This is a genomic window from Erythrobacter aurantius, from assembly GCF_023823125.1.
In the GTDB taxonomy this organism is placed as follows: Bacteria; Pseudomonadota; Alphaproteobacteria; order Sphingomonadales; family Sphingomonadaceae; genus Erythrobacter; species Erythrobacter aurantius.
The window spans coordinates 192,619-204,512 of the sequence record NZ_CP090949.1 but is presented as its reverse complement, the minus strand read 5'-3'; the positions used below and the strand labels follow the sequence as shown (position 1 = coordinate 204,512).

Annotated in this window: 17 protein-coding genes; 12 read left to right on the top strand and 5 right to left on the bottom strand. The window is 59.6% G+C overall.

Annotation, left to right across the window (positions count from 1 at the left end):
- The first annotated feature begins 2 nt into the window (after positions 1-2).
- Positions 3-659 (top strand): YqaA family protein, encoded by a 657-nt coding sequence (locus L1K66_RS01015; protein WP_252259155.1) that lies wholly within the window; start codon positions 3-5, stop codon positions 657-659.
- Positions 660-663: 4 nt separating this feature from the next.
- Here the strand turns inward: L1K66_RS01015 and L1K66_RS01010 are convergent, their stop codons facing one another.
- On the bottom strand, positions 664-1,299 hold the full coding sequence (locus L1K66_RS01010) for a Crp/Fnr family transcriptional regulator (RefSeq protein ID WP_252259154.1): 636 nt from the start codon (positions 1,297-1,299) through the stop codon (positions 664-666).
- A gap of 96 nt (positions 1,300-1,395) precedes the next feature.
- Here L1K66_RS01010 and L1K66_RS01005 point away from each other — a divergent pair, with 96 nt between their 5' ends.
- A complete protein-coding gene (locus tag L1K66_RS01005) occupies positions 1,396-2,235 on the top strand; it encodes a sterol desaturase family protein (RefSeq protein WP_252259153.1) in 840 nt (279 codons plus the stop codon).
- Between the two features lie 54 nt (positions 2,236-2,289).
- Here L1K66_RS01005 and spt read toward each other — a convergent pair whose 3' ends face one another.
- Together spt and L1K66_RS00995 are read right to left on the bottom strand one after the other, a co-directional pair.
- Positions 2,290-3,513 (bottom strand): serine palmitoyltransferase, encoded by a 1,224-nt coding sequence (gene spt / locus L1K66_RS01000; protein ID WP_252259152.1) that lies wholly within the window; start codon positions 3,511-3,513, stop codon positions 2,290-2,292.
- 13 nt (positions 3,514-3,526) lie between these two features.
- Complete coding sequence (locus L1K66_RS00995; protein ID WP_252259150.1) at positions 3,527-3,769, bottom strand: acyl carrier protein; 243 nt, start codon at positions 3,767-3,769, stop codon at positions 3,527-3,529.
- Positions 3,770-3,909: 140 nt separating this feature from the next.
- On the opposite strand from L1K66_RS00995, the gene L1K66_RS00990 reads away from it, so the two are divergent.
- Positions 3,910-4,464: a Pycsar system effector family protein gene (locus tag L1K66_RS00990; protein WP_252259149.1), complete on the top strand. Its 555-nt coding sequence runs from the start codon at positions 3,910-3,912 to the stop codon at positions 4,462-4,464.
- On the opposite strand, the gene L1K66_RS00985 is transcribed toward L1K66_RS00990, so the two are convergent.
- Positions 4,461-4,829: a response regulator gene (locus L1K66_RS00985; protein ID WP_252259148.1), complete on the bottom strand. Its 369-nt coding sequence runs from the start codon at positions 4,827-4,829 to the stop codon at positions 4,461-4,463. The two genes, L1K66_RS00990 and L1K66_RS00985, sit on opposite strands and share 4 nt — an antisense overlap.
- Positions 4,830-4,958: 129 nt before the next feature.
- On the opposite strand from L1K66_RS00985, the gene L1K66_RS00980 reads away from it, so the two are divergent.
- Genes L1K66_RS00980 through L1K66_RS00960 form a run of 5 tightly spaced genes read left to right on the top strand, consistent with a single transcriptional unit; the run spans position 4,959 to position 8,147 of the window.
- Entirely contained in the window at positions 4,959-5,192 is a 234-nt protein-coding gene (locus L1K66_RS00980) for a DUF3572 family protein (protein WP_252259147.1), read from the top strand.
- The gene (locus L1K66_RS00975; RefSeq protein ID WP_252259146.1) at positions 5,189-5,818 is read left to right on the top strand and encodes an HAD family hydrolase; all 630 of its coding nucleotides are present in this window, start codon (positions 5,189-5,191) and stop codon (positions 5,816-5,818) included. The genes L1K66_RS00980 and L1K66_RS00975 overlap by 4 nt, the downstream gene beginning before the upstream one ends.
- On the top strand, positions 5,815-6,276 hold the full coding sequence (locus L1K66_RS00970) for a RidA family protein (protein ID WP_252259145.1): 462 nt from the start codon (positions 5,815-5,817) through the stop codon (positions 6,274-6,276). The genes L1K66_RS00975 and L1K66_RS00970 overlap by 4 nt, the downstream gene beginning before the upstream one ends.
- A gap of 6 nt (positions 6,277-6,282) precedes the next feature.
- Positions 6,283-7,011 carry a glycerophosphodiester phosphodiesterase family protein gene (locus L1K66_RS00965; RefSeq protein ID WP_252259144.1) on the top strand — a complete coding sequence of 243 codons (729 nt, stop codon included), beginning with the start codon at positions 6,283-6,285 and terminating at the stop codon, positions 7,009-7,011.
- Entirely contained in the window at positions 7,008-8,147 is a 1,140-nt protein-coding gene (locus L1K66_RS00960) for a GNAT family N-acetyltransferase (protein ID WP_252259143.1), read from the top strand. Before L1K66_RS00965 ends, L1K66_RS00960 begins: the two co-directional genes overlap by 4 nt.
- Here L1K66_RS00960 and L1K66_RS00955 read toward each other — a convergent pair.
- The gene (locus L1K66_RS00955) at positions 8,144-8,443 is read right to left on the bottom strand and encodes an SEL1-like repeat protein (RefSeq protein ID WP_407931995.1); all 300 of its coding nucleotides are present in this window, start codon (positions 8,441-8,443) and stop codon (positions 8,144-8,146) included. The genes L1K66_RS00960 and L1K66_RS00955 overlap by 4 nt on opposite strands.
- Before the next feature lie 364 nt (positions 8,444-8,807).
- Here L1K66_RS00955 and dksA point away from each other — a divergent pair, with 364 nt between their 5' ends.
- From dksA to L1K66_RS00935, 4 genes are all read left to right on the top strand, one after another.
- Positions 8,808-9,266: an RNA polymerase-binding protein DksA gene (gene dksA / locus L1K66_RS00950; protein ID WP_034955682.1), complete on the top strand. Its 459-nt coding sequence runs from the start codon at positions 8,808-8,810 to the stop codon at positions 9,264-9,266.
- A gap of 207 nt (positions 9,267-9,473) precedes the next feature.
- Positions 9,474-9,851, top strand: coding sequence for a PilZ domain-containing protein (locus tag L1K66_RS00945; protein WP_252259142.1), 378 nt, complete (start codon positions 9,474-9,476; stop codon positions 9,849-9,851).
- Positions 9,852-9,926: 75 nt separating this feature from the next.
- On the top strand, positions 9,927-11,396 hold the full coding sequence (locus L1K66_RS00940) for an ABC transporter substrate-binding protein (RefSeq protein ID WP_252259141.1): 1,470 nt from the start codon (positions 9,927-9,929) through the stop codon (positions 11,394-11,396).
- An 18-nt stretch (positions 11,397-11,414) separates the two neighbouring features.
- A complete protein-coding gene (locus tag L1K66_RS00935) occupies positions 11,415-11,858 on the top strand; it encodes a DUF4112 domain-containing protein (RefSeq protein WP_252259140.1) in 444 nt (147 codons plus the stop codon).
- The last annotated feature ends 36 nt before the right edge of the window (positions 11,859-11,894 follow it).

The window sequence follows — 11,894 nt, the reverse complement described above, 5'->3', positions numbered from 1 at the left end:
ACATGGCCTGGCTGCGCGCTCTTTATAACTGGACGATGGACAAGGCCGCGCATCCGCATGCGGTCTGGTGGCTGGCCTTCTTCTGCTTCATCGAATCCAGCTTCTTCCCGATCCCGCCGCACCCGTTGCTCGGGCTGATGTGCCTTGCGGAGCCGAAGAAGGCCATCCGCTTCGCGCTGGTAGCGACGATATCATCGGTGCTGGGCGGGCTGTTCGGCTATGCTATCGGATTCATGCTCTACGAGACCGTGGGCGTGTGGCTGCTGGGTGCGCTTGGCCTTGCGGAAAGCTTTCCCGTCGCAGCCTGTTACATCCGCGAACAAGGCGCGCTGGCGGTGTTCTTTGCCGCAGGCACTCCGGTTCCGTTCAAGCTGATGACGATCACCGCCGGGTTCATCGAGATGAACCTTCTGACCTTCACGCTGGCCGCTTTGGCTGGTCGTGCGCTGATCTTCATGGCGGTCGGCATACTGTTCCAGATCTTCGGCGCGCCGATCAAGGCGATCATCGACAAATATCTGGGCTGGGTGACGACCGCGTTCGTGGTGCTGGTGGTGGGTGGCTTCATCGCTTTCACCCAGCTGGCGGGCGGCGACGATCAGGCTGGCGAAGCGCATGTCTGCGACAGCGCCACACAGGTGCAGGGCGACGCGCTCTAGGTTTCTACTCCAGCGACGCCTGCTGCAGCGCTTCCCGGTCGATCACTTCCACCCCGCCATAGAAGCGCCTGACACTCCCTCGCGCTTCGTGATGTTTGAGCGCGGCATTGACGGTCGCGCGGGTCAATCCGAGCAATTCGCCCAGCTCCTGCTGGGAAATTTTAAGCTTCGCCGTCTCCGTGGTTTCCCCCGCGAGCGTTGCCAAAAGGCCGGCAACCCGCGCTGTCGCCGTGCCGCGCCGGATCCCTGCGAAAACGTCCAGCACTTCCTGAAACTGTCCGGACAAGGCCCCCAATAACGAGCGCATGCAGCACGGGTCTTTTTGCAGAGCCGCTTCGAACCGCGAGGCGAGAATATGGCGAACCTCGCACCGTGTCCGGGCAATGGCATCGACCACGCGCGGCCGCCGGGCAAACATTGCGAGCTCGCCCCAGGAATCGCCCGGCCCCAGCACGGCCACTCCCCGAAATTCGCCTGATCGCAGGAATTGCCCGACCGTCACCGAACCGCTCTCGGTCAGCCAAAATCCGGCCGCGTCCTCCCCGCGTTGCTGGATAAGTTGTCCTTCCTCAAAGCGTGAAAGCGGCGACCCGGATCGAAGCTCTTCGCGCAAGTGATCGGGAAGCGCGGAGAACAGCATGGGCGCATTGAGCGATCGCGAACCAGAATGTAAAATATCTGACATTTGATATGGCGACTAGCTGCTATCCCCCCTTGGGTCAAAGGAGAGAGAGCCGTGCCAGCATATTCGATTGTCATTCTCGCCATCTATCTGGGGTTTGGCCTGTTGGAGCTGTGGCGTTCCAACCTGTTCATCAAGGATGAACAGACCCGCGACGACGGCATCGTCGAAGCGGTAAGCACGGCGATGCTGCTGGTTGTCACTCAACCCATGATCGTTTTCGCTTCGGCCGGCATAATGTGGGCGATCGCCCCGGAATGGGCGGGGGCGCTTCAAGGCATCAACGTTCTGCTCGCGATCCTGCTGTTCCTCGTGCTGGACGACATGATGCAATACTGGTGGCACCGCGCCAGCCACAGTTTCGCGTGGCTCTACAATCTGCACCGGGCGCACCACAACGCGCGCTACATGTCGGTCCGGCTCGTTTATCGGAACAACCTGTTCTACTACGCGATGATGCCGGGCCTGTGGTTCTCCGGTGTGCTGGTCTACCTCGGGCTTGGCTGGGTCTATGCCGGTTATCTGATCGTGAAGATGACCGTGATCATCGGCGCGCATTGCGATGTCGCATGGGATCGGCGGCTATATTCGATCAAGTGGCTTTCACCGGTTATGTGGCTGGTCGAACGCACGATCTCGACCCCGGCAACGCATCACGCACATCACGGCCGTCACGCCGATGATCCGGCTGTCCACTACAAGGGCAACTACGGGAACCTGCTGTTTTTCTGGGACGTGCTTTTCGGCACCGCGAAAATCACCCGGACCTATCCGCAAAGTTACGGGGTGGAAAACCTCGCTCCGGCGAGCCTCGGACAGCAATTGATGTGGCCCATCTTCCCCGAGCGCAAGGCCGGGGGCGAAAACGGTCAGACTGTGGGAGAGGCTGTCTGACAAGCGGATCGCCGGAGCTCTGCAAGGGAGCTCCGGCGATCTCTTTCCGTCAGATCAGATGATTCCGGTGGCCTTTCCGGCCTGTTCGAAGATTTTGAGGATCGTCTCGACCTCTTCGGCCGAATGTTCGGCGCAAAGCGAACAGCGCAGGAGCGTCATGTTTGCAGGCGTTGCAGGCGGTCTTGCCAGATTGACGTAAAGCCCGCCCTGAAGCAGCGCCTCCCACATCATCGCTCCGCGTTCGAGATCGGGCATGATCACGGCCACAATCGCGCTCTGCGGCTCGGTGGTGCCAAGCTGGAAACCGAGTTCCGTCAATCCGGCGTGGAGCCGCTTTGAATTCTCCCACAGATGCGCGCGCTTGTTGGCGCCATGCATCAGCTTGCGGATCGAGGTCGCAGCGGTGGCGACGACGCTCGGCGGCAGGCTGGCAGTGAAGACGTAGGGACGGCAAACGAAGCGCATCACCTCAAACTTAGGGTGGTTGGAAACGCAGAACCCACCGACGGTGCCAACGCTCTTCGAGAACGTGCCGATGATGAAATCGACATCGTCGATCACGCCTTGCTCTTCGCAGACGCCGCGACCGTTCTCACCGATGAAACCCATCGAATGCGCTTCGTCGACCAGCACCATCGCGCCATACTTCTTGGCGATGGCGACCATCTCCTTGAGCGGGGCAACATCGCCCAGCATCGAATAGACGCCTTCGAGCACAACCAGCTTGCCGGCCTCTTCGGGAAGGCGCCGCAGCCGCTTCTCCATCGCCTCGATATCGTTGTGCTTGAACGGCACCACCTCGGCCCGGCCCATCGCGCAGCCATCATAGATCGACGCGTGGCTGTCGATGTCGAGGATGATGTAATCACCCTTTCCGGCAATGGTCGAAATGATCCCGAGGTTGGCCTGGTACCCGGTCGAGAAGACCATCGCGTGGTCCATCCCGTAAAATTCCTTGAGCGCGTCCTCGCATTCCTTGTGGCCCTGGTAGGTGCCGTTGAGAACGCGGCTGCCAGTCGTGCCAGAGCCGAACTCGGTCAGCGCCTGCTTGCCCGCATCCAGCACATCCGGGTCAAAGGTCATGCCCATATAGTTGTAGGTGCCCAGCAGGATTGTTTCGCGCCCGTTGCAGATTGCACGGGTCGGCGAAACTACCTTCTCCATCACCAGGCTGAACGGATCGGTCACCCCGCTCGAAAGCAAGGTTTCGCGCGCCTGGATGAAGTCGTCGAACTTGGAGAAAAGGTCGCCGCGGGGCTTGGTATCGCTCTCGGTCATGGAGTGCCTTCTATCAATTACCCTGCAGCTTGTGCACTGCAGTGATCAACTGACCATAGGTTTCGATTTCGGCCTGCTGGTTCATGCTGATGATAATGTCGAATTCGTCTTCGATTTCTGCCACGAAATCCATCACGGTCAGGCTGTCGAATTCAAGATCGTTGGCAAAGGTGCTGTCATTGGCGATCTCGATTCCCTTCTTGTTGAAGGGTTCGATCAAGGTTCGGATGCGATCGTCGACTTCGGCTTCGGTCATGGTGAAAAACTGCTCTTGGTTGCGTCGCCCAAAGGGCGGGATTGCTCATAAACGCTTGCAAAGCGCATTCGGTGCTAAGCTTGTCAAGGTTTCACCGCGCTGGCAAAGCGGAACCGCAAACAGGTGGGGGAATAAATCACGTGGCTGAGGCTGATTCGACAGCGGTCCAGCGGGAAGGTCAGGTGGAAGAACAGCGCGTGTTCTCACCTCAGTCGGTCCATCTCCTGCGCACCGCACAGATCAACACGCTGACCTTGTCACAAATGGCCGATCAGAAGGCCTCGATCCTGATCGGCGCAACCTTTGTCGTGTTCTCGCTCGCGGTGACGCGCCTGATCGGCGAAGCTATCACCTGGTCAACGCTGAGCCTTGCGGCGACGGCCTTCCTGTCCTCGCTTTTTGCGGTCGCTTCGGTCTTGCCCTCCCTTGGCAAGCCTCCCAAGGATCAGGCAATGATCAACCCTCTGTTTTTCGGCCATTTCGCTGCGATGGAAGAAGACGAGTGGGTCGAATCCTTGCTGGACCGGCTCGCCACAGACGAAGAACTGTTCCGCACGATGCTGCGGGATATCCATCAGAACGGCCGGGTGTTGTACCACCGCAAATATCGTTTCCTGACGCTTGCCTATCGCATCTTTCTGGCGGGAATCCTGATCACCTGGCTTATTTACGCCGCTGAATTCACTCTCACCTAAGCGGGCAAGAGTTCCCTCACCGCGGCCATGAACGGCATGATCGATACCGGCTTTGAGAGATAGCCTGATGCTCCGGCGGAACGAATGCGTTCCTCATCACCCTTGGCCGCAAAAGCCGTAACCGCCAGAACGGGGATCTCCTTCAATGCCAGGTCGCGTTTTGCAGCAGCGATAAGATCAACACCCGATATCCCGGGAAGCTGGATGTCCATGATGATCAGATCCGGCGTCGTGGTGCGCGCGGTTTCCAGGACGGAATGACCGTCAGCCACCGGATCGACTTCAAAGCCGTTCGCTTTCAGCACGTCGCAGAACAATTTCCGGTTGAGGTCGTTGTCCTCGACAACCATTATACGCTTTGTCACTGAGAGCCCCGACTTTCTACTGATCCTGTCGCTGCCTAAACCTGCCAAGAGGTCATCACAATCCCGCAAGCTCATGAACAGCCTCCAAAGGCTGCCCCATCTCCAGAAGCCGCGACGCGCGCTGCCACCTTGGCGCTGGCCGCGATCGGCTGGCTTTTGCAGAACGATGATCGCGCCCAGCGATATCTTGACCTGACAGGCCTAGACCCGGATTCGCTGCGAGCCGGGCTTTCCGACCCCACCGTGTTGGGATCGGCGCTTGATTTTCTTGCCAATCACGAACCCGATCTGATCCGCGCTGCCGAAGCATTGGCGGTGACCCCTGAAGAACTGATCGCCGCGCGAAAGGACCTTGCCCAATGAGCCGCCCCCTCATCATCAGCGATTGCGACGAAGTGATCCTGCACATGGTTGCCCATTTCAAGGATTGGCTGGAGGAAAGCCAGGGTGTCGATTTCAACCTCGAAGGCCATAACTTCAGCGAAGCGTTGCGCTGGCGCGAGAGCGGTGAACTGCTGAAACCGGATGAGATCTGGAAGAAACTCGGCGGCTTTTTCGATACTGAAATGGATCGTCAATTGCCGATCGCGGGCGCCATCGAGGCACTGAACGAATTGAACGAGCATGCCGATGTTGTGGTGCTCACCAATCTGGTCGATTTCCGGCGGGACAAGCGAGCCGAGCAATTGGCGAAGCACGGGCTTCACGCGCAGGTCTTCACCAATCAGGGGCCCAAAGGGCCTGCCCTGCGGAAGATCGTCGAAGAATTCCGGCCCAGCCGTGCGCTCTTCATCGATGATCTGTCGCAGCATCATCTGTCGGTAAAGGAAACCACCCCCGATGTGGTCCGCCTCCATTTTTGCGGCGAACCCATGATCGCTGATGCTATCGATTGCGCCCACAGGGCGGGGCATGCCGACGCAAGGATTGACCAATGGTCCGAAGCCCTGCCGTGGCTGATGGAAAGACTGGAAGGAAATGCAGCATGAGTATCGAGCAACGTTTGCAGGAACTGGGGATCACCTTGCCAGCGGCAGCGGCCCCGGTGGCCAGTTATCTGCCGGTCGTGGTGCAGGGCGATCTTGCCTACGTTTCCGGCCAGATTTCCTTTGTTGAAGGCGAACTGGTGAAGGGTCGTCTTGGCGATGATGTTTCGCTGGAGGAAGGGATGGCAGCGGCACGCGGTTGCGGCCTGATGATCCTTGCCCAATTGAAAGCGGCGCTTGGATCGCTTGATCGGGTCGAGCGCGTGGTCAAGCTTGGCGGCTTTGTGAATTCGACACCGGACTTCACCGATCAGCCCAAGGTCATCAACGGCGCTTCGGACCTCATGCTCGAGGTGTTCGGCGAAGCGGGCAAGCACGCCCGCGCCGCGGTCGGTGTACCGGCGCTGCCTCTGGGTGTTGCCGTGGAAGTCGACGCGGTGGTGGCGATCAAGGGAGCCTGATCGTTCGTGATTGAGCGCCGTGCCCCTGAATGGCTGACCCGGTGGGAATACGCCCATCGCGGCCTTCACGGTGAGGGCGTGCCCGAGAATACGCTTGCGGCGGCTGAAGCGGCAATCGCAGCGGGGATGGGCATTGATTGCGATATCCAGTTGAGCCGCGACGGCGTACCGATGGTGTTTCACGACTGGGAACTCGATCGACTGACCAACGAAAAAGGAACCGTCGCAAGCTTTAATGCCGCCGAATTGCAGCAGATCGGCATCCTCAATTCGGGGCAAACAATAACCCGGCTCGACGACTTCCTCGCCGTAATCGATGGGCGGGTGCCGTTGCTTATCGAGATCAAGTCAAAGCCGGGCTATGATGTGACGCTAAGCTGCCGCGCAGTGTCTGAATTTTTGGGAGACTATGCTGGCGAGCATGCGGTGATGAGCTTCGATCCGCGCGTGGGCGGCTGGTTCTTCAAGCGTGACAGCTCGAGATGCAGAGGTCTCGTGTGCACCGACACTCTGGATATGGGCTTCCGCGAGGCATGGCGGGCTGCGGGCTCAATTGATCAGGCACACCCTGATTTTCTGGCGGCAGACGTCCGCGATCTGCCCAATGCGATCACGACGATCTGGCGGCAAACGCGCAGGCCGATCCTCACCTGGACCGTTCGCTCTCCGAAGCTGCGCCGCCATGCGCTTGCAGATGCCGATGCTCTCATCAGCGAAGGCGAAGGCCTGGCGTGAGCGACCCGGAGTTAACCGTTCGGCTTGCGCCCGGTGTCGGCAGCTTCGGCCCGGCAGAGTGGAATGCGCTTGGGGGTGATCGCAATCCTTTCGTCTCTCATGAATTTCTGACCGCGCTTGAGGATTCGGGCAGCGTCGGCCCCGGCACCGGCTGGGAGCCCGCGCCGATTGTGATCACTGATGTGGCCGACAACCTGCTTGCTGCCATGCCGAGTTATGCCAAAGGGCACAGCCAGGGCGAATATGTGTTCGATCACAGCTGGGCCGATGCATGGCACCGGGCCGGGGGACGGTATTATCCCAAGCTGCAAATCGCCGCGCCCTTTACCCCGGCAAACGGACCGCGCCTGCTGTTGTCCGATCCTTCGCTGGCGCCGCATCTGCTCAAGGGGGCGGAGACCGTTTGCGTGGACAACGGGCTTTCTTCAGCGCACGCGACATTCATCGAACCGGAGCAACTGCCGCTTTTCGAAAATGCCGGTTGGTTGATCCGGTCCGACATCCAGTTTCATTGGCAGAACCGCGATTACAATTGCTTCGACGATTTCCTAGGTGAGCTGGCATCGCGCAAGCGCAAGGCGTTGCGCAAGGAGCGCGCAGCCGCGCAAGAGGGGTTGCGGATCGAACGTCTTACCGGCGACGCCATCCGGCCAGAGCATTGGGATGCGTTCTGGATATTCTATCAGGATACCGGGGCTCGCAAATGGGGAACACCCTATCTGACCCGCGAAGCCTTTTCCCTGCTGGGCGAACGCATGGCCGACAGGATGGCCCTGATCCTTGCGTTTGATAGAGCGGAGCCGATTGCAGGCGCGCTCAATTTCATCGGGTCGGAAGCACTATACGGCCGGTATTGGGGGTGTACCCGCGACGTGCGCTTTTTGCATTTCGAACTGTGCTATTATCAGGCGATCGACATGGCGATCGAACTGGGTTTGCCTCGGGTCGAGGCGGGTGCGCAGGGCGGGCACAAGCTGGCTCGGGGTTACGAGCCGGTGCAAACATATTCAGCGCACTGGATAGCTGATCCGGGCTTTCGCAAAGCGGTGGCCGACTTCCTTGAGCGCGAGCGGCAGGGCGTGAGCGCCGATCAGGTCTTCCTTGGCGAACGAACGCCTTTCAGAAAACCTGATTAGGCGGCGCGACGTTCCTGAGCCAGCCATTGCCGAGCCCGGCGCTGTGCCTCAGCGATTTCGCGAGCGGTCATTTCGTCCGATACATCACCACGGCACCAGCAGGCCTCCTCGTGCCCGCGCGATGCGGCGAGGTTGAACCACTTGTGCGCTTCGACCAGGTCAACGGTCACACCGTTGCTGCCAGTCGAGTAGGCGACACCGAGATTGAACAATGCGGCGATATCTCCGGCTGCTGCCTCGGCGAGATAGCCTGCGATGGCGATGTCCGCTTCTCCGTTCGAAATTGGCGAAGCCATCCCTGTTTCAACCGGCTTGAGTTCCATGATCCATTCCCCGTTTTCCTGCGCCCGCAGTGCGGAAAAGATCCAGACCCCCTCCGGATCGCGCACCGACAGAACTCACGGATCATGGTCAACAAATGGTTAACGCAGGTTACTTTTTTGGATCGGCAATGCGGCGGCGGTGCAACGGCGCGGGCAAAAATCCCGTTCAGTCCCCCGAATGTTGCAGGCGTTTCTTCAAATCGGCTTGTGTGAGACTGGCGCCTTCCCTATAGGCGCGGCCTACGTAAAGTCTTGCCGGGGGGCGAGGGATGCCGAGATCCTTTCCACGCATCCTTACGGGACGGTCACGCACTGTGTTTTGGGATTAGAGGACCACATGTCAGCGGCCGCGACTGAAGAAATCAACATCTTCGAAAAAGCCAAGAATCTGCTGCCGCCGGACTATGTCCCGAGCGACGACGAAGAATACATGAACGATCGCCAGCTGGCCTATTTCCAGATGTTGCTGATCGAATGGAAGCGCTCCATCCGCACCGCCGCAGGTCAGACCCTGCAGTCTTTGGCGGACGGACCAATCCGGGAAGCCGATCTGAATGATCGCGCCTCCAGCGAAACGGATTGGGGGATCGAGCTGCGCACGCGTGATCGTCAGCGCAAACTTGTCGCAAAGATCGACGCTGCCCTTCGCCGCATCGAAGAAGGTGAATACGGCTATTGCGAGGTCACTGGCGACCCCATCGGATTGCGTCGCCTGATTGCCCGTCCTGTCGCGACAATGACTGTCGAAGCACAGGAAGCTCACGAACGCCGCGAAAAGGTTTCGCGCGACGATTGACGATCACCGGCTGCCGGACACAGCCAGTCCGGCCAGTTTCAATCCGTTCCAGTTTGGGACGAGCGGGGCGAAACCGTCGCAACTCCCGTTGGCCTTAACGCCTCATTTACTGCGCTTCATTAACTGCAATCGGACTGTTTATTTGTCGGGTCGCTCGTTGAAAGCGCTGAATGCGCGAACAGACCGAGTGTAGGAGTTTTGGCGAAAATGACGGGTGTTGAGACCAGAAGTGATTCTCGCGACAGCCTGTTTCTGCTTGCGAGCGTGCGCGTTGAACAGGAAAGCGAAGAGCATCGCGTCCGCGTCCGTAACCTCTCTGATGGCGGAATGATGGGCGAAGGCCCTCTGCGCGTCCAACGCGGCAACCGGGTCGAAATTGAATTGCGCAATATCGGCAGGATCGGAGGCAGCATCGCCTGGGTTCAAGACCAACGATTCGGCATCGCGTTCGACGAGGAAATCGATTCGCAACTCGCTCGAAAGCCCGCCTTTGGCTCTGAAACCGCAAGCGTTGGCAACAGCACAATTTCTTACGCCCATCGCGCCCCGCCACCGCCTGAATTGCGGAATTTCCGCAAGGTCTGATATCGTTGGCGATTGCTGCGAATATCCAGTTCACTTCGCGCTGACCTGCAGCCCTTAAGCTGCTAGTCAATCGAGGTGAGCCGATTCCTGCCTCTTTTCTCATTGATTTTCGCGTTGCTCGCCTGCGACGGTGCCTCCGATCGCGGCCCGCTGAATGTCGCCATTATCGGCGAACCCGAAGACCTGTTCCAGTCAGGTGTTCGTCTTTCGGTGGGCGGACAACATGTACAGGCGGCAACCAATGAGGGCCTTGTTGCGCTTGATCCGACCGGACAGGTTGTTCCGGCAATCGCCGAACGCTGGATCGTTACCGATGACGGCTTGAGCTACATTTTCAGGCTGCGCAATACCGACTGGCCCGATGGTGAGCCGATTGCGGCGGTAGAAGTCCGCACCATGCTGCGCGAATCGATCCGGCGGCTCGAAGGTACATCGTTGGGTCTTGATCTGGCCAAGGTGACTGAAATCCGTGCAATGACAGGCCGGGTGGTCGAACTGCGCCTGTCAGGGCCCATGCCTGAATTTCTCCGGTTACTTGCTCAACCGGAACTGGGTTTTGACCGGCGCGGGAGTGGGGCCGGGCCAATGTCGCTCGAGCGCGAAGCCAATGAGCCGATCGCGCGACTGGCCGCAATTCCCCCGCAGGATCGCGGCCTTCCGACCACCGAGGACTGGGAAGACCTTTCCCGCAATGTGATCGTGCGTGCGTTGCCGGGCAGGGCGGCTGTCGATGCATTTTCGGACGGCGAAGTCGATCTTTTGCTGGGCGGCGATATCGTCACTTTCCCCATGGCGCAGCTCGGCCCCCTTTCACGGGGAACCGTGCAGGTAGACCCGGCGCTCGGCCTGTTCGGGCTCGTGATCCGTAGGGGCGAGGGGGTGCTGTCCGATCCCGCACGCCGCGAGGCATTGTCCATGGCAATTGATCGTGAGGATTTTATCCGACCATTCGGCCTTGGTGGTTGGCGTTCCAGCACTTGGATTGTGCCCCCGGACCTGTTTTCTCCGGTGCAATATCCTGTGTCGCGCTGGGCTGACCAGTCGCTTGACGAGCGCAGAACACGCGCGCGGCAGCGTATCGGGCAATGGGAAGGGGCGACTGGCCGAGATGCGGTGGTCCGCCTTGGCCTTCCGGACGGACCGGGTAGCGACATAATGTTCCAGCAGCTGGAGAGCGCTTGGCAGTCCATCGGTGTCACGACTGTCCGTGTTGGGCTTGGCCAAGGAGCGGATGTCGAATTCTGGGATCGGCTTGCACGCTATTCCTCGCCGCGTTGGTTCCTCAACCAGTTCAATTGCTCGCTTGATATCGGGCTGTGTTCGCGCGCGGCGGATGCTCTGGTGCGGGAATCGCTCACGCTCAAGGATGCCGAGGCGAAACAGCAATTGCTGGCTGAGGCGCATGCCGAATTGGTGGCCGCCGAGGTATTTATTCCCTTGGGTGTGCCGGTGCGCTGGTCGCTGGTTCGCGGGGGAGTCAACGGGTACGAACCCAACCCTTGGGGGCTGCACCCCTTGTTCCCGCTCTCTCAACCCACCACCTAAGGAGGGAAGGAGGCAACAATGAACTCTTCTACTGGACCTGCATTCGACAAGACGGGCGACGGCCCGCGCATAGTCGGTGTGTCGCTGCCGACCGGTAATGACCCGGCATCGGTTCGAGCGCGGGTGGAAGCGGTTGAATTCCTTCTGGAACGCAGCTTCCGAATTCCCGGTGTGAACGTGCCGGTCGGCCTGGATGCGCTTGTAGGTTTGGTACCTGTGCTGGGCGACATCGTGACCACCGCTCTGGGTGCCTACATGGTGTGGGAAGCACGCAATCTGGGGATGTCGAAATGGCATCTCACCCGCATGGGCGCCAATGTCGCGTTCGATGCTGCGCTCGGACTTGTCCCCGTGGTGGGCGACGCCGCCGACTTCGTGTTTCGGTCCAACAGCCGGAACCTGCGGATCATCAAGAAACACCTCGACAAGCATCATCCCGAAACACGGATCATCGAAGGATAGTTTGCGCGCGCGCGCCAAGACGCTAGGGCATGCCGC